The organism is Dechloromonas sp. H13, assembly GCF_009469615.1.
GTDB lineage: Bacteria > Pseudomonadota > Gammaproteobacteria > Burkholderiales > Rhodocyclaceae > Azonexus.
Genome location: NZ_SSXX01000008.1, coordinates 1 through 22,772, shown reverse-complemented (window position 1 = coordinate 22,772; position 22,772 = coordinate 1). Strand labels below are relative to the sequence as shown.

Sequence of the window (22,772 nt, the reverse complement as noted above, 5' to 3'; positions counted from 1 at the left end):
TCACTGATTCGAATATTGAGCACTGACACGCCCGTACACATGCCGCACAATTGTATAGGGGCGTTGCTTTGTTTCCGAGAATATCTTGGAAAGATAGATTCCCAATATCCCAACAAACGAGATAACCAAACCACCCAAAAGCCATATTGAAGCCATAACCGATGTCCAACCGCTCAACGGTTTCTCGAAAAAATACCAACTCCCTACAAGGTAGGATGTGTAAATCGTGGCCAAGATGAAGATCGCCACACCAGTATAAAAAATGGCGATTAGCGGCCGATTACTAAAGGAGGTAACCGAATTCACAAGAATCGACATCTTGTGGCGGAAAGTGTAGGTCGTTTCACTACTGCTATGCTTCTTAACTGTTTGTGGTTCTTGCACAAATCCGGTAATTAGCCAAATGCCTGCGATCATTAGCTCTCTCTCCTGATGGCGAAGCAAAGCCTCAACATAGCGGCGAGTCATCAATCGGGCTGTAACGAGGTTCTCCGGGAGTTCGAGACCAGTGAAGCATTTGAAAAGCACGTAGAACCAGAGACCGGTCCAGCGCTCGATGAGCCCCCCTTTACGCTGCTCTTGAACCCCGTAAACAACATCGCATTTTTGGCTCTCCAAACTCTCAGAAAAGCGCATCAGCCACTCCGGCTCCTCCTCTAGATCGCTATCAATCAGGAAGACCCGTTCGCCATTGGCATGGGCCAGCCCTGTCATCATCGCCTTGTGGTGTCCGAAGTTGCGGGACAAGTCGACGACGACAACGTGAGCATCCTCTTCAGTCAGCTTGATCGCCAGATCGAGACTGTTGTCTGGTGAGCCGTCGTTTACAAGGACAATTTCGAAGTCGTCACCGACGAGTTGCCTGGCCGCAGCACCGGCCCGTAGATGGAACTCGGCAATGTAGGGCGCAGACTGGTAGAGGGTTGCAACGATGGATAACTTCACGAGCGCACATACCTCATGTAGCGGTGTGCATCCTTACCGCAGTTGAAGAGCAAGTCCAGTATCGTAACCCCATGGGTGAATTCGCTCCAGAGCTGCGGATACTCTGGGTATCCAGCGTAGTCAAACCAGGTCAGCTTGATGCCACGCTCTTCGAAGACAGCCTCTTCGATGTAATCCTTGGCAGCCGGGCCAGAGGTGTATTCTCGTCCACCTGCTGAAACGCACAGATCAGCCAGCCGCTCGGACTTGCCTTCGGACAAAGGATAATCCCATGAATTGCTGATGATCGTCTTGATGCCCAAGTAAGAGCAAATCACTTCAATGAGGCGACGATTCAATTGTGAAAGATGCGTTGGCGTCTCGCCCAGATAGAGCGGCTCGAGCCAAGCCGCAATCTCCCTAAAGCATGGAGCGCGACGGTAATTCTGCGAAAGAGCCTTCCAGTGGTCCATCGCCCATTGGGTACCCTCGATCTCGGTCTCGCGAATGGTCTGGTGATACTTGCCCTTGACCTTTACCGGAACCGTCAGCCACTGCACCCCCTGCGGCGTCTTGATCTGGTTTCGATTCCGCCAGTCGCGCCGAGTGTATTGCATGTCGTCGTAGAGGATGAATTCATCCACCGCGGCGATCATGTCAAAATAGCCCTTCCAGGGAATGTAGTTGGACTGAATGATAGCAACCTTTTTCATTTTGACTGGAACAAGGTAAATTCCTTTTTGTGATTGAAATTTGCGTGACAATAGTCCTGCTCTGAATATGGCATGGCACCGGCCTCCCGCCTTCCTCGTTCGATATTAGAGGCGGTTTTCATAAGTTCTTTTAATTGCTCTGGCTGATCTTGGAGTACGCCCTTCGCATAAGCCACTGCGTTGTCGAGAAGCAATTCATACTCGGAACATTGCCTAGCGATGAAGCCAAAGTAATAAAGATAAGAAAATGGTGGTGCCAGTAGCTTTGGAGTGGAATAGGCCATCATCGAAGAAACGTCGAGCGATGGAATGATGCTGTGAAGCGGATCTTTGCGGACTTCTTTCAGAATCGGCGCGATTCTAGCACTCATTGATACCGCGTATTTTGCGTAGCGATGCTGGCTTTGAAAAGCTGCATAGCCTACTAATAGCAAGGCAAACAGCACTACCCAGTAGCGCACCTTTTCATTGAGCAACATCTCAATCATCAATACCAATCCCAAACCAAACAGCACACTCAAGCCGTAGTCATAGTAGTTCTTTTGGGAAAGCATGAACCCTGCAACGACGTGAACGTTGACCGACATCAACGCTGCCATAGCAAGCCAGCCAAGCGCAGCACCTTGGAATTTGGAAGGATGTGCCCATTTGAAAAAAATGATCAATGCACCCAAGAGTCCGAGAAGCATCAGTATCAATGGGATTTGAGGCCGTCTAGTCTCAATAAACAGATGACTCGACTGTCGGATAACGTTGTCCGGCCGGTAAAGGCCACCCAAATAAAAGAGCAGCGTCAATCCTAACGAAAAAGCGAGAAATATTGTGAGAAACACAAGAACAGTTCTACCGGGACTGCCAGTAGATCTAAACTTGGTTACGACAATCCAATGCGCTGCAACCAGCCCCAACAAAAAAACATACGGGACCGCCACATGAAAATACAATAACGGCAGTGGCAGAAGGAGAATCCACGCGCGACGCAGTCGCAAAAAGCCATACACCGCAAGTGCAAGCAAGAAGTACGAGACCTGCGGATTGGGCGTACGTAATATGGTCGGGTAATATTCGTGACCTGCCATAAAGATGGCATTGCCGTTATAAGGCCCCAGAAGGTATGAAACAAGAGGATTGGCGTAATTAAAAAGAACAGAAGAAAGGCAGATAAGCACAGCGTACGCCAACGCGCTATCTGCCCCAAAGTTAATGCGCTTTAGCGACAAGAAAACCAGATAAATGGTAAGCGGGAAAAATATCGTATCTGAAATCAGGTTCTGGACTGCACCAGAAAATCCGATCTGATGCAGAGCCCAATAGAGATACAGAGAGTAATAGCCAGGACCATCCTTCGCTCCGAGCACTCCTTGCCACGAAAGATAGGTCTCTTCATCCCAGCCGTTGACAAAAACAAAGGCCTCGCTCTTGAAAAATGCCCACCACTCAGGTGCAAGAACAGCAATCAATATCACCCAGGAAAGTATATTGAGAGTCCGGCCTCTCCAGTCAACTTGGATCATTGAGCGCCTTCAGTTTCCTTTGGTACCCTTCGTGAATAAATATATCCCCAAGCTGCAGCAAGTATGAGATTAAAGGTCACAAGGCGAAATACAGCAAAAAACAAACCGTAGACAGCCATAGTCAGGAGGACCATGCGCACGATTGTCCGCGCATCGGATTCCGTCTTCAAATACGAAAGACCTGATAACACAGGTCCGAGGAGTGTGGCAATGTAAGCAAACAACCCCGTCGCACCGCCGACCATCAGAATATAGAGTGGCCAATTATGGACATAGCCCACCGACTGGTAGAGAGATTTCCCCTCAGAAGTTTCCCAGCGCATTTCATGCTTGACACCCAACCCATTGCCCAGCAAAGGGTGATCCAGAAACATTTGCCACGCGATTCGGTATTCTTCGATTCGCGTGCTGACATTCCCGTCCACTTTATCCGGAGCCACGCCGGACAACTCCGGGGCCACGCCGGACAACTCCGGGGCCACGCCGGACAACTCAATTTTGAAAAGTGTATTGATGGATTCAATCAACCAACCCATGCGCCCAATCCATACCCTGTCCATTCCAGTTCCAAAAACGAATGCAAGGCCTGCTACTGCCAAGCAGCACATTAGCCAAACCATTTTCAGAAGCCTGTCCCTGCGGTAAACGAGAACAAATAGTGCAAAAATGCCAAGCACCAAGACAGCACTCGAAAGCATGCTCCGCGTGAATGTTGTCAAAATTGCAGCCAAACTGACAAGGGAGAGGCACATTCCCAGTAGGGTACCCAGCTTACCTCTAGCGAACACGGCAACCACGAATCCTGCCACCATACCGATGGGCAAGATGGCATCTGTTGAACGCTGGACCAGCATCGTAATTCGGTCCAGCAACGGTCCATAGGCTGAATCCGGGTAATCCATGGCAATCTGTTCCGAAACCCGCAGCACTTCGCCATCAACCGTCAGTTTCCAGTATGGCTGCCACAATGAGTTTGCAAAGTAGAACGCCACGACATAGCCGACCATCAAGGCAATCAAAGCAGCAACCGAGCAACCGAACCAGAATTGCCTCTCCCGGTTGTGGCCCAACAAAATCGCTACCGGCACAAATGCAAGAACGAACAGGAAAGGGACCACGCCACGGAGCCAATCCGCGAGGGAGACCTGGTTTAATTGGGCAACGACCAGATTGATCGCCAGCAATCCGCACATCGAGAGAACGAACCAGCCGAAGGTCCGAAAAAATGAACTGATGCCGTAATTTTTCAACTGCCTGAGAACTGCGCTGACAAAAATGACTGCAAGCAATACCGCAAATAAGCCCTCTTGCAGTCCGATCGATGGTGGCGTCGGTCGGATCGCAAACGCCATCGGAAATAGCGCCAGTAATCCGAACCAGGACGAAATCAAAGCCAATAGGACAATAAGCACCGCAGCCACAATGCCGGCAAAGAAAACACCGCCCGCTTCCTGCATAAGAAAGCTTGCTGCTACCGAGGCGCTCGCAATAACTACCCAGGGAGGCGCGTTGTCAACACGCCGACTCAACTGATTGAACAGGCCGGATGTCATGATCGAATCGCCAGAAAACTTAATTCGGTCTGTCCAACGACGCGTGCCGGTACACCAACCACGACTGAATGATCAGGTATGTTTTTGAGAACTATTGCTCCAGCGCCTATCTGGCAACTGTCACCAATTTTTATATCTCCGAGTATCTTTGCCCCCGCACCGATATAGCAGTTGTCGCCAATTGTCGGGCACATGTTCGTCTCCGGCGAAACGAAACCTTCGGAAGCGCCGATGGTGACGCCTTGACCAATCACGCAACCTCTACCAATGATCGCATTGGCATGCACCACAACGCCAATCGCGCCGTAGGCAAAAATTGAATTGTCTCCTATCGAGGCTGAACAAGGAATATAGGAGTTGTACAACAAAAAAATTAGGTTGCGGATCAGTGTTGGAAAAAGCGGAATATGCTTACTGTGACACCAATTCCCAAGGCGATAGAGTTGGACAGCGTTCATTTTCAGAATCTCAAATTACGCAAATCGGCCGGACGGAACCGAAGGACAACGGTCGCCAGAATAATCAACGAAACCATGTAAAGGATGGGAATAAAGATACTCATTTCCTTTAGCCATACAACGCAAGGCGAGAGGATAACGACCCAATACATAGCGCCCGAATGGACACGTGGCTGACAGCAGGCATGCAATACCAAGGCATACGCCGAAAATCCCAGCGCATAGAAGATCACCGCTTGCTTCAGATCCTCGACAAAAAAGACCGTAACTACAGCCAGTAATCCGACCGTCAAATTGGCAATCATGACCTGTCGACGCGCACCGCTGGCGAGGAGGTAACGCTCTGAGACAACTGCCCAGTAAAGCACCGGAAGACCGGCGACCAGCACAAGGTACGGACTGAGTTTCGGCACCATCCACGCGAGCAGGTACCCGAATACGCCAAGAATCGAGAAGTAAAGGAGCGAGGCTGACATGATGGTATTGAACAACGCTTCCCGTCGCTCGCCTCCGACAAAGGCGACGAATATCGCTTTGGTGTTCAGGGGGAACAGACTTGTCGCCGATTGAATAACGGACGTTACGACCCGGAACAAGCCAAGGTCTCTAATCGGAAGGGTCTTGGAGAGTATGTACGGCAATATGTTTGTAAGCAGATTGAAAACGAGCGTGACCGAGATCATGCGAGGCAACATGACAAACGTATTACCCACGGTGGATAACAATTGCTTTCCAGGGGGCAACCGGGAACCCGAGGAGACAAGCCCAAGCGCTGCAAGAAGCCCGGGAACGAGATTTGTCCATACGAGTACATCGACAATGCTTAACTGCCAATCAGCCAGCATCTTGAGCGCCAGCATAAAACCGAAGACCCCGAGAAAAACAACTAGATAAACAAGAAGCCTGAGTTGCTGACGAAGCGCATACATCGAAAGTAAACAGCAGGAACTAACCAGCATCACGCCGAGCAAGAGCGGGTTGCCAATTGGATCAATGCTGTTGGTGATGAGAAACAGGAGCATTACCACGCCCCCCATCAGCAAGGACGTTGCAAATACATAGCGCCCCTCAACATGGCTTATCAATGGTTCGTTGGCAATGTCAGTGAGTTTCTGAAAAACGAAAACAAGAATGTTCGCCTGAATGAAAGTTCCATAAGACTCCAGTCCATAGAGTGCTGGCACGACAAAATTCACCAGCATTCCACTTAGAAGCGTCAATACCTGTATAGCGACGTTAATCACTCCGCATAGCTTTCAGCCAAGGGGGCAGCACTTACTAAATTCAATTTGTATAGAAAACACCTGGACACCAGACATTTCAGCCGACGAATCATGCGGCCGAAGATTTTCTGGACAGCACACCCTTGGTGTCTACGATGACGCTTCGGTCAATACCTGACCAATCCACCTGCAAGAACTGGCGGTGATCTACGAGAATGACGATGATGTCGGCCAGCACGCAAGCCTCTTCTAGATCCATCAACTCGACCTGACTGGATAACGCAGCAGGCAAGGTATCAATGTTGGGTTCTACTGCGATGATGCGGCCAAGCCCCTTTTCAGCGAGAACCTTGGTGATTTCCAGCGCTGGACTTTCCCGCAAATCATCAATATCCGGCTTGAAGGCTAGACCAAGACAGGCAATTACCGGATTACTCAAGTTACGAGCGGCATCAAGCACTTTGCCAATAACAAATTCCGGTTTGCTGTCATTTACAAGGCGTGCAGTACGAATAATTCGAGCCGAGTCCGGTGCAGAGTCCACTATGAACCATGGATCCACCGCAATGCAGTGCCCGCCTACACCAGGCCCGGGCTGCAGAATGTTCACTCGTGGATGACGGTTCGCCAACCTGACCAGATCCCACACATTAATATTCAACTCATCGCAAATAAGCGACAGCTCGTTGGCAAAGGCAATATTCACGTCACGGAATGAATTCTCGGTCAGCTTGCACATTTCTGCAGTGCGCGCATTCGTGATCAAGCATTCCCCCCGTACAAAGATCCTATAAAGTGATTGAGCTCGTTTAGCGCACGTTTCGGTCATCCCGCCAATTACCCGGTCATTTTCTACGAGTTCCTGAATGACTTTTCCGGGAAGCACTCGCTCCGGGCAATAAGCAACATTGATATCTGCACTTCCTCCTGCTTGCTGAGGGAATGACAAGTCAGGCCGTTCTTCGGCCATCCAGGCAGCAAGTTGCTCGGTTGTTCCTACTGGCGAGGTCGACTCAAGGATAACCAGGTCACCTTTCTTGAGGACCTTCGCAACTGAACGCGCAGCTGCCTCGACATAGTCGAGATCAGGTTTGTGGCCATCCTTGAATGGCGTGGGCACAGCGATCAAATAGGCATCCGCCCGTTCAGCCTGAGTTGTCGCTCGTAGCTTACCTTGTCGAACAACCTCATGAACCAGTGCATCAAGGTCAGGCTCAACTATATGAATACGGCCACTATTGATTGTCTCAACTGCATGAACGTTGACATCAACGCCAATCACCTCAACCCCGCGGCTAGCAATAACTGCTGCAGTAGGGAGACCGATATAGCCAAGTCCAATCATTGAAACCGATTTAAATTCGCTTTTCATTGCTTTCCGATTCTTTCGATAAGTATCTTTGAAATTCTTTGAGCCGATTTACCGTCTCCGTAAGGATTGTGTGCAAAGCTCATACGCTCGTAGGCTTTTTTATCTGACAACAACTCACTCAATGCTTCATATATCTTTTCACTATCTGTCCCGACCAGCCTCACAGTGCCAGCCTCCACCGCCTCTGGACGCTCCGTGGTATCTCGCATCACCAATACCGGCTTTCCGAGCGAGGGCGCCTCTTCCTGAATCCCACCGGAATCCGTAAGAATTATGTGCGCCTGATTCATCAAGTAAACGAAAGGAAGGTAGTCTAGCGGTTCAATAAGATGAACATTTAAGATGTCAGATAGTAGCCGCCTGACCGGTTCTCTGACATTCGGATTTAAATGTACTGGGTATACAATTTCGACATCAGGAAACTCTCTAGCTAACTCAACCAAGGCCTTACAGATACGCTCGAACCCACCACCAAAACTTTCTCTTCGATGGCCGGTTACGAGAACAAGCTTGCGATCCGGATTAAGAAATTTAAACTCATTTTCGAATCTCTTTCGAAGCATCGGTTCACTTTCCAGTTTCGCGACAATGGTAAGCAATGCGTCAATCACGGTGTTGCCTGTGACAAATATGTCTATATCATCACAACCCTCGCGTAGAAGGTTCTCGCGCGAAACATTAGTGGGCGCGAAATGCAATTGTGCAAGAACTCCAGTCAGTTTTCGGTTACCCTCTTCGGGCCAAGGCGAATAGATATTCCCTGTGCGCAACCCAGCCTCGACATGCGCGACCGGAATCTTGTGGTAGTAGGCAGCCAGCGTCGCTGCGAACGTAGTCGCCGTGTCTCCGTGAACTAGGACAACATCAGGTGGCTCGTTCTGGAAAAGATCATTCAGCCCACCAAGAATTGCAGCTGTCACACCTGCCAAGTCTTGGCCGGGCTTCATGATCGCAAGGTCAAAGTCCGGTTTGATCTCGAAAAGGTCCAGCACTTGATCCAACATTTGGCGGTGCTGACCGGTCACGCACACTTTAGTATTGAAATTTGTAGGCATTGACATTAACTGCTTCACAACCGGGGCCATTTTTATAGCCTCCGGTCGCGTTCCAAATACGCACATCACGCGAATTGACACACAACCTCCCATCCGTAGATGCCGACGCAACAAACTAACTCATGGCTCTTGGTCAAAAAAATCATGGATCGCACCACAGTCAGATTTCTTAACATAGAGTTCACCGACAGGTCCGAATGAATGACATCACTTGCTTTTTACTCATTCAACCGTCACCGATTTCGCCAGATTTCGCGGCTTGTCCACATCCGTTCCCTTGACCAGCGCCGCATGGTAGGACAGCAGCTGCAGTGGAATCACGTGCAGGATCGGTGACAGTTCCCCGTAGTGCTCGGGCAGGCGCAGGATATGGACGCCTTCCGATTCGGGAATTTCCGAATCCTTGTCGGCGAAGACGTAGAGTTCGCCGCCGCGCGCCTGGACCTCCCTGAGGTTGGACTTCAGCTTGTCGAGCAACTGGTCGTTGGGGGCGACGGAAATGACCGGCATTTCCGCGTCGACCAGCGCCAGTGGGCCGTGCTTGAGTTCGCCCGCCGGGTAGGCTTCGGCGTGGATATAGGAGATTTCCTTGAGCTTGAGCGCGCCTTCGAGGGCGATCGGGTAATGGCGGCCACGCCCGAGGAAAAGCGCATGGTGCTTGTCGGCGAAGCGCTTGGCCCAGGTTTCGATCTCGGATTCGAGGCCGAGCACCTTGTTGACCGCAACCGGCAGGTGGCGCAGCTGATCGATATAGGCGCTTTCGTCCTGCGCGCTCAGGCGTTGCCTGACCTTGGCCATGACCAGCGTCAGCAGGAACAGCGCGGCGAGCTGGGTGGTGAAGGCCTTGGTCGAGGCGACGCCGATTTCCGGGCCGGCACGGGTGATGAAGCGCAACGCGCATTCGCGGACAATGGCCGATTCCGGAACGTTGCAGATGGCCAGCGTCTTGGTCTGGCCAAGACTCTTGGCGTGGCGCAGCGCCGCCAGCGTGTCGGCGGTCTCGCCGGATTGCGAGATGGCGACGATCAGCTGCTTCGGGTTGGGCACCGAAGTGCGGTAGCGGTACTCGCTGGCGATCTCGACATTGCAGGGAACGCCGGCGATGGCTTCGAGCCAGTAGCGGGCGGTGTAGCCGGAGTGGCTGCTGGTGCCGCAGGCGAGAATCAGGATCGAGTCGACATCGGCCAACAACTGGCCGGCTTCTGCGCCGAAGATGCCGGGCTGGATGCTCTTGCTGCCGCCGACAATTTCCAGCGTGTTGGCCAGCGCTTCCGGCTGCTCGAAGATTTCCTTCTGCATGTAGTGCCGGTAGTTGCCGAGTTCGACGGCGGCGGCGGAAAGCTGCGAGACATGGATCGGGCGTTCGACCGGGGTGCCGTCGAGACGGGTGATCCTGACGCTGGTTGCGGTCAACTCGGCAATATCACCATTTTCCAGATAGACCATGTTGCGGGTGACCTGGAGCAGCGCCGAGGCATCGGAGGCGGCGTAGTTGCCGTTGTCGGAGACGCCGAGCAGCAGCGGCGAGCCTTCGCGGGCGACGACGACCTTGCCCGGCTGCCGGTGGTCAATGACGGCGATGGCATAGGCGCCGACCAGCCGGCGGCAGGCGGTTCGCACGGCGGCGAAGAGGTCGGGTTCGCCCTTGAGCGTGGCTTCGATCAGGTGGGCGATGCTTTCGGTGTCGGTGTCGGAGGTGAAGACGTAGCCCTGGGCGGTCAGTTCGTTGCGCAGGATTTCGTAGTTCTCGATGATGCCGTTATGGACGACGGCGATCGAGCCGGAGACGTGCGGATGGGCGTTGCGTTCGGAAGGCACGCCGTGGGTGGCCCAGCGCGTGTGGGCAATGCCGGTGACGGCGGTGGTCGCGGCCGAGGCGGCTTCAAGCTCGGCAACGCGGCCAACCGAGCGGACGCGCTCGATGCTGCCACCGCTGATGACGGCCAGGCCGGCCGAGTCATAGCCGCGGTATTCGAGTTTCTTCAGACCCTCGACGAGAACGGGAACGATGTTGTTGCCGGCTGCTGCCGCGACGATGCCGCACATGACTTGGAAAGCTTCCGTTTGAAAAGCTGCCAGCACCAAAATTTCCGGTCACAGGCAAATCGTTAATTTTACCTCAAACACCCCATATCGAGACTATCAACTTGACAATAGATGATAGTTTGAACAATCCCAATAACATTTTTATAGACTTACTCGCAGAGAGATCAACGCCAACAGTCTACGCCGGCCCCTTTCCTGCCTTGTCCTTTTTTGACAAAAGCGGGGCTACGGTCAACGGCCATTTGATGCCGATTTTCGGATCGTCCCAGGCAATGCAACGCTCATGTTCCGGGGCATAGTAATCGGTCGTTTTGTAAAGAAACTCGGCAGTTTCACTCAAGGTCAGAAAGCCGTGGGCGAAGCCAGGAGGTATCCAGAGTTGTTTCTTGTTTTCAGCCGAGAGAATTTGTCCGACCCATTGGCCATAGGTTTTTGAGTCTTTCCGGATGTCGACCGCGACATCGAAGACTTCGCCCTGCACGACCCTCAGCAGCTTTCCTTGCGGCCGCTTTATCTGATAGTGCAGACCGCGCAGGACGTTTCTGGAAGATTTTGAGTGGTTATCCTGGACGAAGGTGGCCTGTAGACCAGTGGCCTCTTCAAAGACCTTCTGATTAAAACTTTCGAAGAAAAATCCGCGGTCATCGCCGAAGACCTTGGGCTCGATGAGGAGAACATCAGGAATCGCTGTAGGCGTTACCTTCATCAAAATACCTTCTCACGCAGGAGACCAAGCAGATATTGTCCGTAGCCCGTCTTGGCATACGACTGGGCGATTTGTTCCAAGCTTTCGTCGCTAACCCAGCCTTGCCGCCAGCCGATCTCTTCTGGGCATGCAACCTTGAGGCCTTGGCGCTTTTCGATGGTGGCGATGAATTGCCCGGCTTCCAGCAAAGAGTCATGGGTGCCGGTATCGAGCCAGGCGTAGCCGCGGCCCATGATTTCAACCTTGAGTTTGTTGCGCTCCAAGTAATTGCGGTTGACGTCGGTGATCTCGAGTTCGCCACGGGCGCTGGGCTTGATACTTCTGGCGATATCGACAACGTCGGCGTCGTAGAAGTAGAGGCCTGTGACTGCGTAACGGGATTTCGGCTGGCGGGGCTTTTCTTCGATGGATATGGCGCGCTTGGTGCTGTCGAATTCAACGACACCATAGCGTTCCGGGTCGGTCACGGCGTAAGCGAAGACGGTAGCACCGTCATGGGTGGCGTTGGCGCCTTGCAGAAGCTCGCTGAATTCGTGGCCGTGAAAGATGTTGTCACCAAGAATGAGGGCCGATGGGTTGTTGCCGACAAACGCCGCCGCAAGAATGAATGCCTGCGCCAAGCCGTCCGGGCTTGGTTGCACCGTGTATTGAAGGTTGAGACCCCACTGGCTGCCGTCTCCGAGAAGTTGCTCGAAGCGCGGAGTATCCTGCGGTGTGGAGATGATCAGGATATCGCGAATGCCCGCCAGCATGAGGGTGGTGAGCGGATAGTAAATCATCGGCTTGTCAAAGATCGGCAGCAACTGCTTCGACACGGATAAGGTGGCCGGGTACAAACGGGTACCGGAGCCGCCGGCGAGAATGATTCCTTTGCGGGTGGTCATGCACGCGCCTCGTAATTTTTATCAAGCCATTGCCGATAGGTGCCGCTCGTCACATTGGAAACCCACGCCTGATTGTCGAGATACCAGCGCACTGTCTTGCGGATGCCGGTATCGAACGTTTCCGCAGGTCTCCAGCCAAGCTCACGTTCGATCTTGCTGGCGTCTATGGCGTAGCGGCGGTCGTGGCCCGGGCGATCCTTGACGTAGGTAATTTGTTCCTCATAAGGCTTGCCGTCGACTCTTGGGCTGAGTTCGTCAAGAATGGTGCAAAGGGTATGGACGACTTCGAGATTGGGTTTTTCGTTCCAGCCGCCAATGTTGTAGGTTTCCCCTACCCTGCCCGCTTCGAGTACGCGGCGGATGGCGCTGCAGTGGTCCTTGACGTAGAGCCAGTCGCGGATCTGCTGACCGTCGCCGTAGATGGGCAGCGGCTTGCCGGCAAGCGCGTTGTGAATGACCAGCGGGATCAGTTTTTCCGGGAAGTGGTAGGGGCCGTAGTTGTTGGAGCAATTGGTGGTCAGAACCGGCAGGCCGTAGGTATGGTGGTAGGCACGCACCAAATGGTCGCTGGCCGCCTTGCTGGCTGAGTAAGGGCTATTGGGCTCGTAGCGGTTGGTTTCCCGGAAGGCGGGATCGTCTTTTCCCAGCGAGCCATAGACTTCGTCAGTCGAGACATGGAGGAAACGAAAACTGCCTTTTGACTCCCCCTCCAGGTTGCTCCAGTAAGCACGCACAGCTTCGAGCAAACGGAAGGTACCAACGATATTGGTCTGGATGAAATCTTCTGGCCCATGAATACTGCGGTCAACATGGGATTCGGCAGCAAAATTGATGACAGCATGAGGCTTATGGTCGGCGAGAAGCTTGGCAACCAGATCGAAGTTGCCAATATCACCATGGACGAACAAATGACGCGGGTCGCCTGACAAGTCGGTCAAGTTCTCCAGATTGCCAGCATAAGTCAGTACATCGAGGTTGATAACAGGCTCATCGGATTGAGTCAGCCAGTCGAGGACAAAGTTGCTGCCGATAAAACCAGCACCGCCGGTAACGAGGATCATCGATTACTACCCAATAAATGAAGATTCAATATTTTAGTCCGGTCGCTCAAGGTTCCTGGCGAACCCACAGGAAGCTGGCAAAGCGCGGCAAGCCCGAGTTGGTCAGATCACGGTAGCGATAGGTCACCGTAGTGCCTGGTGCAGGCGGGTTCCGACGCTGAGCATCGGTGAAACCGGTACCGACCGCGAATTCCCGCCCATCCGCAGTACGTAAGCGTAAGGCCCCTGTCACTCCCTCATACTTGCCCTTGCCGGGTAGATGGCCGATGACTACCGCCTCGGCATCCTCCCAAGGTTTCATTTTCAACAATGTATCGCTGCGGCCGGTTTCGTAGAGGGCATCGGCGCGATGAAGCATCAGGCCTTCGCCGCCGGCCTTGACTACCTCTTTAAGCCGCTTCTGCAGGCTGTTGCGGTCGACCACTGGAAACTGCTCGATTTCACGCAGCCAGGGAACTTTGGCCAGGCGGACGATCTGGCGCATTGCCTCGGCACGTTCGCTGAAAGTGCCGGCAGCTCCCGGCAACTCAAAAATCATGTAGCGCACCTGGCGCCATTCGCCGTCGTCCGGCACTTCACGGCGAACGACGCCGGAGAGGCGCTCGAAACTGCCGCGCCCCATCCATAGCTCACCGTCCAGGGCCTGCCTGGGCAGACCTTCGATGAACCAGCGTGGCGCGTTGATTTCCTTGCCACTGCGGAAGCGCAAGGTATTACCGTCCCAGATGGCGCGCACGCCGTCGAGCTTTTCGCTGACGAGGTATTTGGCGACATCGACCTGATTGCGATAGACCTCGGCGAGCAAGATGGCCGGTGGCTCTGCTGCGACCGCGATGACCGGGAGTACAAGCGCCAGGGCGATCAACCAGGCTCCCAGTAGGCGCAACATCAGTCGCCGGCCCAGCTACGACGCGCCTGACGGGCGATCCCGAAAATCTCTTCCAGGCGCTCGCCGTCACTATGGGCAAGCGCCGTGCGCAGTTCGTCAAGCTGCGCGCGATAGCTGTCCAATTCGCCAAGCAGCGCATCGCGATTGGCAAGGCAGATATCGCGCCACATTTCGGAGTGGCTGGCGGCGATGCGTGTGAAATCACGAAACCCGGACGCGGCGAAGGTGAAGAAAAGGTCGGCATCCTCGCGCACCGCCAGGTCATGAACCAGCGCGAAGGACAACAGATGCGGCAGATGGCTGACGGCGGCGAACACACGGTCGTGCGCCTCCGGCGTCAGTTCGTAGATGTCGGCGCCGCAGAGCGCCCAGGCACGCTTGATGTGGTCGAGCGCATCGTCCGAATTCTCCGGCAGCGGCGTGACGACGACCTTTTTGCCCAGATAGAGATCCCCGCGCGCCGCGGCCGGGCCGCTGTTTTCGGCGCCGGCGATCGGATGGGCGGGAACGAACTGGCTGATACGCTCGCCAAGCGCCGCACGGGCAGCGGCAACGACGTCGCCCTTGGTCGAGCCGCCATCGGTAACGATGGTATGGGGTCCGAGGTAGGGAGCAATGCGCTCGAAGATTTCCGGCATCTGCGCCACCGGGGTCGCCACCAGGACGATATCGGCATCCTCGATTTCGTGGGTCGGATTGATGCCGGCGCGGTCGATGACGCCGAGTTCCTGGGCGACACGCAAGGTCGACGGCGTGCGGCCGAAGCCGACCACCTCCTCGACCGCTTCGGCTTCCTTGAGCGCCAACGCGAAGGAACCGCCGATGAGACCGGTGCCGAAGACGACGACCTTGCCGAACTCGGGCATTTACAGCGCCTTTTCCAGCGCCTCGAGGAAACGGGCGTTTTCCGTCTCGGTGCCGATGGTCACGCGCAGCCATTCAGGCAGCCCGTAGCCGCCAATCGGGCGGACGATGACACCCTGCTTCAGCAGTTTCTGGTTGACCGCCGCGCCGTCACCCGCCTTGAAGGTGACGAAATTGCCGTGCGCCGGGATATGTTCCAGGCCCAGGCGCTTGAGGCCGGCGATGATCTGTTCCATGCCGCGACGATTGAGCTGGTAGCTCTCGGCCACGAACAGGTGGTCGTCGAGCGCGGCGATGGCGGCAGCGATGGCCAGATTGTTGACGTTGAACGGCTGACGCACGCGGTTCATCAGATCGGCGATGTCGGCGGACGCCAGCGCATAGCCGACACGCAGGCCGGCCAGGCCGAAGATCTTGGAGAAGGTGCGGGTAACGACCAGGTTCGGAAAATCCTTGATCCAGGCAGCGGTATCGACCCGCTCGGCCGGTGGCAGGTATTCGTTGTAGGCCTCGTCGAGGACGACGATCACATCCTGCGGCACAGTTTCGAGGAAGGCACGCACTTCCGGATAGGGCAGGAAGTTGCCGGTCGGGTTGTTCGGGTTGGCGATCCAGACGATGCGCGTGTCGGGCCGGACGGCGGAACGCATGGCAGCCAGATCATGGCCGTAGTGCTTCGCCGGCGTCGCAATCAACTCTGCCCCGGTCGACAGCGTGGCGAGAGGGTAAACGGCGAAGGCATGCTGGGCAAAGACGGCCGAGCGACCCGGCGCCAGGAAAACGCGGGCGATCAGGTCGAGTACGTCGTTCGAGCCGTTGCCGAGTACGACCTGATTCTGCGCTACGCCGCAACGTTCGGCCACCTTGGCGATGAGGTCGAACTGGTCCGGGTAGCGCTCGATGCCGGCGACCGCCTTCTCGACGGCCTGGCGGGCCAGCGGACTCATGCCCAGTGGATTTTCGTTGGAAGCCAGCTTGACGATCTTGTCGACCGGAATGCCCATCTCGCGGGCCAGTTCAGTGATCGGCTTGCCCGGCTGGTAGGGGGAAATGGCACGAACGTAGGACAGCGCTTGTTCGACGAGGCTCATGGCGTTCCTCAATAAACGGCAACCGGGTAGGACCCGAGAATTTTCAGATAGGCGGCGTGGCCGGCCAGCTTTTCGAGTGCCGCCTTGACCGCCGGATCGTCGCGATGGCCTTCGATATCGACGTAAAAGACGTATTCCCAGAGGACATTGCGGGCGGGACGCGACTCCAGGCGGCACATCGAAACACCCGCCGTGGATAGCGGCAGCAGCAGTTCGTGCAGCGCACCGGTGCGGTTCGGTGCGGACATGATCAACGAGGTCTTGTCGCGGCCCGAGACGCCGGCATCGTGCTTGCCGAGCACGAGAAAGCGCGTCGTGTTGTTCGGCTCATCCTCGATGTTCTCGACCAGTTTCGGCAGGTTGTAGCGCGCCGCCGCCGCTTCGCCGGCAATCGCCGCCGTGCCCGCTTCGGCCGCGGCATTCTGCGCCGCCTGCGCATTGCTGCCGACCGAAATCCGCTGCGCCCTGGGCAGCATGCGGTTCAGCCACTCATGGCACTGCGCCAGCGACTGGGCATGCGAATAGACCTTGCCGATCCGGTTCAGGTCGCTCTCGTTGGAGAGCAGGTTCTGGTGGATGCGCAGCACGACCTCGCCACAAATCCGCAGCGGCGTACCGAGCAGCAGATCCATGGTGCGGCCGACCGCGCCTTCGGTCGAGTTTTCCACCGGCACGACCGCGTAATGGGCATGGCCGGATTCGACCTCGCGGAAGACATCGTCGATCGACGACTGCGGCAGCAGGCGGGCGGCATGGCCGAAATGCTTGGTCGCCGCCGACTCGGAAAAGGTACCGAGCGGGCCGAGAAAGGCAATGCCCAGCGGTTCTTCCAGCGACAGGCAGGCCGACATCACCTCGCGGAAGAAGAAGGTGATGTTCTCGCCAGGCAGCGGTCCGGGGTTGCTTTCCTGCAGGCGGCGCAACACCTGCGCCTCGCGCTCGGGACGGTAGATGTGTCCGGCTTCGCCATGCTCGGCCTTGATCTCGCCTACCTTCTGCGCGCAGCGGGCACGCTGGTTGAGCAAGCGCAGCAGCTCGGCATCGATGCCGTCGATTTCGGCACGGACGCCGGCCAATGCCTTTTGCAGATCGTCGCTCATCTTGGTTTAACCGTTGCGTCGGGCGAAATCGTTCATGAAATCCACCAGCACCTGCACGCCTTCCAGCGAGACAGCGTTGTAGATGGAAGCGCGCATGCCGCCGACCGACTTGTGGCCTTTCAGCGAGACGAGACCAGCCGCCTTCGATTCGGCCAGGAAGGCGGCGTCGAGTCCGGGATTGACCAAGGAGAACGGCACGTTCATCCGCGAGCGGCATTCGGGATCGACCGGGTTGGCGTAGAAGCCCGCCGAATTGTCGATGCACTCGTACAAAATGCGTGCTTTTTCGGCGTTGACCGCAGCAATGCCTTCCAGCCCGCCCTGGCGCTTCAGCCACTGGAAAACCAGGCCGGCTACGTAAATGCCGTAAGTGGGCGGCGTGTTGAGCATCGAGCCGTTCTCGGCCATCACCGCATAATCCATGACCGTCGGGATGTTCAGCGGCGCCATGCCGAGCAGGTCGCGGTGGATGATGACCAGCGTCAGGCCCGAGGGGCCGATATTTTTCTGCGCGCCGGCATAGATCAGGCCGAATTTCTCGACCGGCACCGGGCGCGACAGGATGTGCGACGACATGTCGGCAACCAGCGGCACGCCGGCATCGGCAATGCGCTCGGCCGGAATCTCGACGCCATGAATGGTCTCGTTGGTGCAGACGTGCAGGTAGGCGGCGAAAGGGTCGAGCCTGATTTCGTCGGCCGACGGCAGGCCGGTGAAGCTGGAGCCTTCCGTGGTCGCCGCGCAACGCACGTTGCCGATGCGCTGCGCTTCCTTGAACGCCTTCTTGGACCACGAGCCGGTCACGATGTAGTCGGCCGAGCGCCCGGCCAGCAGGTTCATCGGGATCTGAGCGAACTGCTGCGTCGCCCCGCCCTGCAGGAAAAGCACCTTGTATTGTTCGGGGATGCCCATCAACTCGCGCAGGTCGGCCTCGGCCTGCGCCAGGATGGACATGAATTCCTTGCCGCGATGGCTCATTTCCATGACGCTGCAACCGGCACCGTGCCAGTCGAGCAACTCTTCCTGCGCCTGGCGCAGCACCTCTTCCGGCAGCGCGGCGGGGCCGGCGCTGAAATTCCAGACCCGGCTCATCATTCCTCCCCGGCGGCCTCGCCTGCCACTTCACCATTGCCTTCGCCGTTACCCTCGGCTTCGATTTCGCCGACCGACTCGACGATTTTTTCCAACCCGGCCAGCTTCTCGCCGTCGTCCAGCGAAATCAGCGTGACGCCCTGCGTCGCCCGGCCCATGCCGCGAATCTCGGCGACCCGGGTGCGGATCAGTACACCGCCGGTGGTGATCAGCATGATTTCATCTTCATCGTTGACCAGCTTGGCGCCGACCACGGTGCCATTGCGCTCGCTGTCGGCGATGGCGCGAACGCCCTGGGTGCCGCGGCCGGAATGGCGGAAATCGGCCAGCACGGTGCGTTTACCGTAACCGTTCTCGGTCGCCACCAGCACCGTCTGCTGGTCGCTCTCGGCCACCAGCAGGGAAATGACCGACTGGCCTTCCTGCAACTTCATGCCACGCACGCCGCGGGCACCGCGGCCCATCGGCCGGACATCCTCTTCGTCGAACCAGACCGCCTTGCCGGCATTCGAGACCAACACGATGTCGCTCTGGCCGTTGGTCAGCTCGACGCCGATCAGGTAATCCCCCTCGTCCAGCGCGACAGCGATGATGCCGGCCTTGCGCGGGTTCGAGTAGTCGGACAGCGGCGTCTTCTTGACCGTGCCCATGACGGTCGCCATGAAGACATACTGGTCGTCGGAGAATTCCTTGACCGGCAGCACGGCGTTGATCCGTTCGCCCTCTTCCAGCGGGAAGAGATTGACGATCGGCTTGCCGCGGCTGGCCCGGCTGCCCTGCGGCGCCTCGTAAACCTTGAGCCAGTAGCAACGGCCGCGGTTCGAGAAGCACAGGATGTAGTCGTGGGTATTGGCGACGAACAGGTGATCGACGAAATCCTCGTCCTTGATCGCCGCCGCCTGCTTGCCGCGGCCGCCGCGCCGCTGGGCGCGGTAATCGGCGAGTGGCTGGGCCTTGATGTAACCGCCGTGCGACAGGGTAACGACCATGTCCATCGGCGTGATGAAGTCCTCGATGCCGAGTTCCTGCGTGTGCAGGACGATTTCCGAGCGGCGCTCGTCGCCGAACTGGTCACGGATGGCGGTGAGTTCGCCGACGATGATTTCGGTGATGCGTTCCGGCTTGGCCAAGATGTCCAGCAAATCGAGGATCTTCGCCATCACGTCCTTGTATTCGCCGACGATCTTGTCCTGCTCCAGACCGGTCAGGCGCTGCAGGCGCAGTTCGAGGATGGCCTGCGCCTGGGCGTCGGAGAGACGGTAGCCCTGTCCGGAAAGGCCGAATTCGGGCGCCAGGCCGTCCGGGCGCGAGGCGTCGGAAGCGGCGCGCTGCAGCATCTCCTCGACCACCGGGCTGCGCCAGGTGCGTTCCATCAGGCCGCGCTTGGCGTCGGGCGGCGTCGGCGCCGCCTTGATCAGGGCGATGATTTCATCGACGTTGGACAGCGCGACGGCCAGGCCTTCCAGGATGTGGCCACGCTCGCGCGCCTTGCGCAGTTCGAACACGGTGCGCCGCGTCACCACTTCCCGGCGATGCGACAGGAAGCATTCGAGCATCTGCTTCAGGTTCAGCAGGCGCGGCTGGCCGTCGACCAGGGCCACCATGTTCATGCCGAAGCTGTCCTGCAGCTGGGTCTGCTTGTACAGGTTGTTGAGGATGACCTCGCCGACCTCACCGCGCTTCAGTTCGATGACGATGCGCATGCCCGACTTGTCGGACTCGTCGCGGATATCGGAAATGCCCTCGATCTTTTTCTCGTTGACCAGTTCGGCGATCTTCTCGATCAGGCTCTTCTTGTTAACCTGATACGGGATTTCATCGACGATCAGCGCCTGGCGGTCGCCCTTGCCGATATCCTCGAAATGGGTGCGGGCGCGCATGACGACGCGGCCGCGGCCGGTCTTGTAGCCTTCGCGGACGCCCATCACGCCGTAGATCAGGCCGGCGGTCGGGAAATCCGGCGCGGGAATGTGCTGGATCAGTTCGTCGATGCTGACCGCCGGGTTTTCCAGGACCGCCAGGCAACCGGCAATCACCTCGTTAAGGTTGTGCGGCGGGATGTTGGTCGCCATGCCGACCGCGATGCCGGACGAACCGTTGATCAGCAGGTTCGGAATGCGCGCCGGCATGACCAGCGGCTCGTTTTCGGAGCCGTCGTAGTTCGGCCCGAAATCGACCGTTTCCTTGTCGATGTCTTCCAGCAACTGGTGGCCGATCCTGGCCATCCGCACTTCGGTGTAACGCATCGCCGCCGCGTTGTCACCGTCGACCGAACCGAAGTTGCCCTGGCCGTCGACCAGCATGTAGCGCAGCGAAAAATCCTGCGCCATGCGCACGATGGTGTCATAGACCGCGGTATCGCCGTGCGGGTGGTACTTACCGATCACGTCGCCGACGATACGCGCCGATTTCTTGTACGCCTTGTTCCAGTCGTTGGACAGCTCGTGCATCGCGAACAGCACCCGGCGATGCACCGGCTTCAGGCCGTCGCGCGCATCGGGCAGGGCCCGGCCGACGATCACGCTCATTGCATAATCGAGATAGGAACGCCGCATCTCGTCTTCGAGGCTGATCGGCAGTGTTTCTTTGGCGAATTGGTCCATGTCTCACATTCGCGCGGCGGGCGCTGCGCTTTATTGGTTGAATCAGGCGTAATTTGATATTTTAACATGCCAGCCAGCCCGAGACAGACGCCGTTTTCCATGAAAGACACTCCCGAAACCATCGACCTGCTGATCGAGCCAAGCTGGGTCGCTGCGGTCGACCCCGACGTGGTGCTCGAAAACCACGCGGTGGCCGTTCATGCCGGACGGATCGTCGCCCTTCTCCCCGACGGCGAGGCGCGCAAGCGCTTCAACCCGGAAAAACGCGTCGTCCTCGAAGAGCACATCCTGATTCCCGGCCTGGTCAATCTGCACACCCATGCCGCAATGTCGCTGATGCGCGGTCTGGCCGACGACCTGCCGCTGATGGAGTGGCTGCAGAAACACATCTGGCCGGCGGAAGCGGCGCACGTATCGCCGCAATATGTATACGATGGAACACGTCTAGCCTGCGCCGAGATGCTGCTGGGCGGCACCACCTGCTTCAACGACATGTATTTCTTTCCCGACGCCGCCGCCACGGCCGCCGCCGAACTCGGCATGCGCGCCAGGCTCGGCATCACGATGCTGGAGTTCCCGACCCCCTACGCCAGCGACGCCGACGATTACATCAAGAAGGGGCTCGCGGCCCACGAACAATGGCGGACCCACCCGCTGATCGGCTTCTGCCTCGCCCCGCACGCGCCCTATACGGTTTCCGACGCGACCTTCGGACGCATCGTCACGCTGGCGGAACAACTCAACATGCCGATTCACTGCCACATTCACGAGACCCGGCATGAAATCGAGGAAAGCCACCGCCTGCACGGCGTCTCCTCGCTCGCCCGCCTGAAGCGTCTTGGCCTGCTCGGCCCGGGTTTCATCGGCGTCCACGCCGTCCATCTGGCAGAAGATGACATTCAACTGATGGCCGCCGCTGGCGCCAGCGTCGCTCACTGCCCGACGTCGAACCTCAAGCTGGCAAGCGGCATCGCCCCTGTGGCGCGGATGCGACAACTGGGGATCAACGTCGGCCTGGGGACCGATGGCGCCGCCAGCAACAACCGTCTCGACATGTTCGGCGAAATGCGGCTGGCCGCCCTGCTGGCCAAGGGCAGCACCGGTGACGCCAGCGTCCTGCCGGCCCGCGAGGCGTTGCGCATGGCGACACTGAACGGGGCGCAGGCCCTCGGGCTCGGTGACGAAATCGGCTCGATCACCCCCGGCAAGGCCGCCGATCTCGTCGCAGTCAGCCTCAAGGGCCTGAATACAAAGCCTTGTTACGACCCGTTGTCGCACCTCGTCCATGCCGCCGGCCGCGAATGCGTGACCCACGTCTGGATCACCGGAAAGTGTTGCGTAGACCACAAAAGCATCGTCGGAAACGGCCAAAATGACTTGGAATCGTCGTTGGCCCTATGGCAGAATAGGCTCGAGGTCCGTAGGGAATCCTGAATTACAGGTCGCTACTGGGGTAAAAGGTTTGCTAATTTTCTTCAACGAGGGAAAACAATGATCAACAACATTGCCAAGAAGTCGCTTGTTCTGGCTCTGCTGGCCGGTATCGGCTTCGGTGCCACCGTCGCTCAGGCTCAGGAGCGCGTTTATGTCATCGACCAGCGTGACGTCGTCGCCAAGAGCGGTT

At 57.0% G+C, this 22,772-nt stretch carries 19 protein-coding genes; 1 reads left to right on the top strand and 18 read right to left on the bottom strand.

Annotated features, from left to right (window positions below; all coding sequences use genetic code 11):
• The 18 genes from GH660_RS15300 to gyrA all read right to left on the bottom strand — a co-directional run bounded on the left by GH660_RS15300 (window position 1) and on the right by gyrA (window position 21,148).
• A complete protein-coding gene (locus tag GH660_RS15300; RefSeq protein ID WP_153147560.1) occupies window positions 1-945 on the bottom strand; it encodes a glycosyltransferase family 2 protein in 945 nt (314 codons plus the stop codon).
• Window positions 942-1,637, bottom strand: a complete 696-nt coding sequence (locus GH660_RS15295; RefSeq protein WP_153147559.1) for a WbqC family protein — start codon at window positions 1,635-1,637, stop codon at window positions 942-944. Before GH660_RS15295 ends, GH660_RS15300 begins: the two co-directional genes overlap by 4 nt.
• Window positions 1,634-3,151 carry a hypothetical protein gene (locus GH660_RS15290; RefSeq protein WP_153147558.1) on the bottom strand — a complete coding sequence of 506 codons (1,518 nt, stop codon included), beginning with the start codon at window positions 3,149-3,151 and terminating at the stop codon, window positions 1,634-1,636. Before GH660_RS15290 ends, GH660_RS15295 begins: the two co-directional genes overlap by 4 nt.
• The gene (locus GH660_RS15285) at window positions 3,148-4,704 is read right to left on the bottom strand and encodes an O-antigen ligase (RefSeq protein WP_153147557.1); all 1,557 of its coding nucleotides are present in this window, start codon (window positions 4,702-4,704) and stop codon (window positions 3,148-3,150) included. The genes GH660_RS15290 and GH660_RS15285 overlap by 4 nt, the downstream gene beginning before the upstream one ends.
• The gene (locus GH660_RS15280) at window positions 4,701-5,162 is read right to left on the bottom strand and encodes a serine O-acetyltransferase (protein WP_153147556.1); all 462 of its coding nucleotides are present in this window, start codon (window positions 5,160-5,162) and stop codon (window positions 4,701-4,703) included. Before GH660_RS15280 ends, GH660_RS15285 begins: the two co-directional genes overlap by 4 nt.
• 2 nt (window positions 5,163-5,164) lie before the next feature.
• On the bottom strand, window positions 5,165-6,358 hold the full coding sequence (locus tag GH660_RS15275) for a hypothetical protein (RefSeq protein ID WP_228276519.1): 1,194 nt from the start codon (window positions 6,356-6,358) through the stop codon (window positions 5,165-5,167).
• 136 nt (window positions 6,359-6,494) lie between these two features.
• The gene (gene wecC, locus GH660_RS15270; RefSeq protein WP_153147554.1) at window positions 6,495-7,757 is read right to left on the bottom strand and encodes a UDP-N-acetyl-D-mannosamine dehydrogenase; all 1,263 of its coding nucleotides are present in this window, start codon (window positions 7,755-7,757) and stop codon (window positions 6,495-6,497) included.
• Window positions 7,754-8,878: a non-hydrolyzing UDP-N-acetylglucosamine 2-epimerase gene (wecB, locus tag GH660_RS15265; RefSeq protein ID WP_368666123.1), complete on the bottom strand. Its 1,125-nt coding sequence runs from the start codon at window positions 8,876-8,878 to the stop codon at window positions 7,754-7,756. The genes wecC and wecB overlap by 4 nt, the downstream gene beginning before the upstream one ends.
• Before the next feature lie 156 nt (window positions 8,879-9,034).
• The gene (gene glmS, locus GH660_RS15260) at window positions 9,035-10,858 is read right to left on the bottom strand and encodes a glutamine--fructose-6-phosphate transaminase (isomerizing) (protein ID WP_153147552.1); all 1,824 of its coding nucleotides are present in this window, start codon (window positions 10,856-10,858) and stop codon (window positions 9,035-9,037) included.
• Window positions 10,859-11,036: 178 nt separating this feature from the next.
• The gene (rfbC, locus tag GH660_RS15255; protein WP_153147551.1) at window positions 11,037-11,564 is read right to left on the bottom strand and encodes a dTDP-4-dehydrorhamnose 3,5-epimerase; all 528 of its coding nucleotides are present in this window, start codon (window positions 11,562-11,564) and stop codon (window positions 11,037-11,039) included.
• Window positions 11,564-12,448 carry a glucose-1-phosphate thymidylyltransferase RfbA gene (gene rfbA / locus GH660_RS15250; RefSeq protein ID WP_153147550.1) on the bottom strand — a complete coding sequence of 295 codons (885 nt, stop codon included), beginning with the start codon at window positions 12,446-12,448 and terminating at the stop codon, window positions 11,564-11,566. The genes rfbC and rfbA overlap by 1 nt, the downstream gene beginning before the upstream one ends.
• Window positions 12,445-13,509: a dTDP-glucose 4,6-dehydratase gene (gene rfbB, locus GH660_RS15245; protein ID WP_153147549.1), complete on the bottom strand. Its 1,065-nt coding sequence runs from the start codon at window positions 13,507-13,509 to the stop codon at window positions 12,445-12,447. The genes rfbA and rfbB overlap by 4 nt, the downstream gene beginning before the upstream one ends.
• Before the next feature lie 46 nt (window positions 13,510-13,555).
• Window positions 13,556-14,398: a DNA ligase gene (locus GH660_RS15240; protein ID WP_153147548.1), complete on the bottom strand. Its 843-nt coding sequence runs from the start codon at window positions 14,396-14,398 to the stop codon at window positions 13,556-13,558.
• Window positions 14,398-15,264, bottom strand: a complete 867-nt coding sequence (locus tag GH660_RS15235; RefSeq protein WP_153147547.1) for a prephenate dehydrogenase/arogenate dehydrogenase family protein — start codon at window positions 15,262-15,264, stop codon at window positions 14,398-14,400. Before GH660_RS15235 ends, GH660_RS15240 begins: the two co-directional genes overlap by 1 nt.
• Window positions 15,265-16,353 carry a histidinol-phosphate transaminase gene (gene hisC, locus GH660_RS15230; RefSeq protein ID WP_153147546.1) on the bottom strand — a complete coding sequence of 363 codons (1,089 nt, stop codon included), beginning with the start codon at window positions 16,351-16,353 and terminating at the stop codon, window positions 15,265-15,267.
• Window positions 16,354-16,361: 8 nt separating this feature from the next.
• Window positions 16,362-17,453: a prephenate dehydratase gene (gene pheA, locus GH660_RS15225; protein WP_153147545.1), complete on the bottom strand. Its 1,092-nt coding sequence runs from the start codon at window positions 17,451-17,453 to the stop codon at window positions 16,362-16,364.
• Between the two features lie 6 nt (window positions 17,454-17,459).
• Complete coding sequence (serC, locus tag GH660_RS15220; protein ID WP_153147719.1) at window positions 17,460-18,545, bottom strand: 3-phosphoserine/phosphohydroxythreonine transaminase; 1,086 nt, start codon at window positions 18,543-18,545, stop codon at window positions 17,460-17,462.
• A complete protein-coding gene (gyrA, locus tag GH660_RS15215) occupies window positions 18,545-21,148 on the bottom strand; it encodes a DNA gyrase subunit A (protein WP_153147544.1) in 2,604 nt (867 codons plus the stop codon). The genes serC and gyrA overlap by 1 nt, the downstream gene beginning before the upstream one ends.
• Before the next feature lie 99 nt (window positions 21,149-21,247).
• Here gyrA and GH660_RS15210 point away from each other — a divergent pair, with 99 nt between their 5' ends.
• Window positions 21,248-22,582, top strand: a complete 1,335-nt coding sequence (locus tag GH660_RS15210) for a TRZ/ATZ family hydrolase (RefSeq protein ID WP_153147543.1) — start codon at window positions 21,248-21,250, stop codon at window positions 22,580-22,582.
• Window positions 22,583-22,772: the final 190 nt, after the last annotated feature.

Excerpts from the sequence above, each read along its gene's own strand:
- GH660_RS15295 (WP_153147559.1), bottom strand. The coding sequence starts at position 1,637 with ATGAAAAAGGTTGCTATCATTCAGTCCAACTACATTCCCTGGAAGGGC.
- GH660_RS15290 (WP_153147558.1), bottom strand. The coding sequence starts at position 3,151 with ATGATCCAAGTTGACTGGAGAGGCCGGACTCTCAATATACTTTCCTGG.
- GH660_RS15285 (WP_153147557.1), bottom strand. The coding sequence starts at position 4,704 with ATGACATCCGGCCTGTTCAATCAGTTGAGTCGGCGTGTTGACAACGCG.
- GH660_RS15280 (WP_153147556.1), bottom strand. The coding sequence starts at position 5,162 with ATGAACGCTGTCCAACTCTATCGCCTTGGGAATTGGTGTCACAGTAAG.
- wecC (WP_153147554.1), bottom strand. The coding sequence starts at position 7,757 with ATGAAAAGCGAATTTAAATCGGTTTCAATGATTGGACTTGGCTATATC.
- wecB (WP_368666123.1), bottom strand. The coding sequence starts at position 8,878 with ATGTGCGTATTTGGAACGCGACCGGAGGCTATAAAAATGGCCCCGGTT.
- glmS (WP_153147552.1), bottom strand. The coding sequence starts at position 10,858 with ATGTGCGGCATCGTCGCGGCAGCAGCCGGCAACAACATCGTTCCCGTT.
- rfbC (WP_153147551.1), bottom strand. The coding sequence starts at position 11,564 with ATGAAGGTAACGCCTACAGCGATTCCTGATGTTCTCCTCATCGAGCCC.
- rfbA (WP_153147550.1), bottom strand. The coding sequence starts at position 12,448 with ATGACCACCCGCAAAGGAATCATTCTCGCCGGCGGCTCCGGTACCCGT.
- rfbB (WP_153147549.1), bottom strand. The coding sequence starts at position 13,509 with ATGATCCTCGTTACCGGCGGTGCTGGTTTTATCGGCAGCAACTTTGTC.
- GH660_RS15240 (WP_153147548.1), bottom strand. The coding sequence starts at position 14,398 with ATGTTGCGCCTACTGGGAGCCTGGTTGATCGCCCTGGCGCTTGTACTC.
- GH660_RS15235 (WP_153147547.1), bottom strand. The coding sequence starts at position 15,264 with ATGCCCGAGTTCGGCAAGGTCGTCGTCTTCGGCACCGGTCTCATCGGC.
- hisC (WP_153147546.1), bottom strand. The coding sequence starts at position 16,353 with ATGAGCCTCGTCGAACAAGCGCTGTCCTACGTTCGTGCCATTTCCCCC.
- pheA (WP_153147545.1), bottom strand. The coding sequence starts at position 17,453 with ATGAGCGACGATCTGCAAAAGGCATTGGCCGGCGTCCGTGCCGAAATC.
- serC (WP_153147719.1), bottom strand. The coding sequence starts at position 18,545 with ATGAGCCGGGTCTGGAATTTCAGCGCCGGCCCCGCCGCGCTGCCGGAA.
- gyrA (WP_153147544.1), bottom strand. The coding sequence starts at position 21,148 with ATGGACCAATTCGCCAAAGAAACACTGCCGATCAGCCTCGAAGACGAG.
- GH660_RS15210 (WP_153147543.1), top strand. The coding sequence starts at position 21,248 with ATGAAAGACACTCCCGAAACCATCGACCTGCTGATCGAGCCAAGCTGG.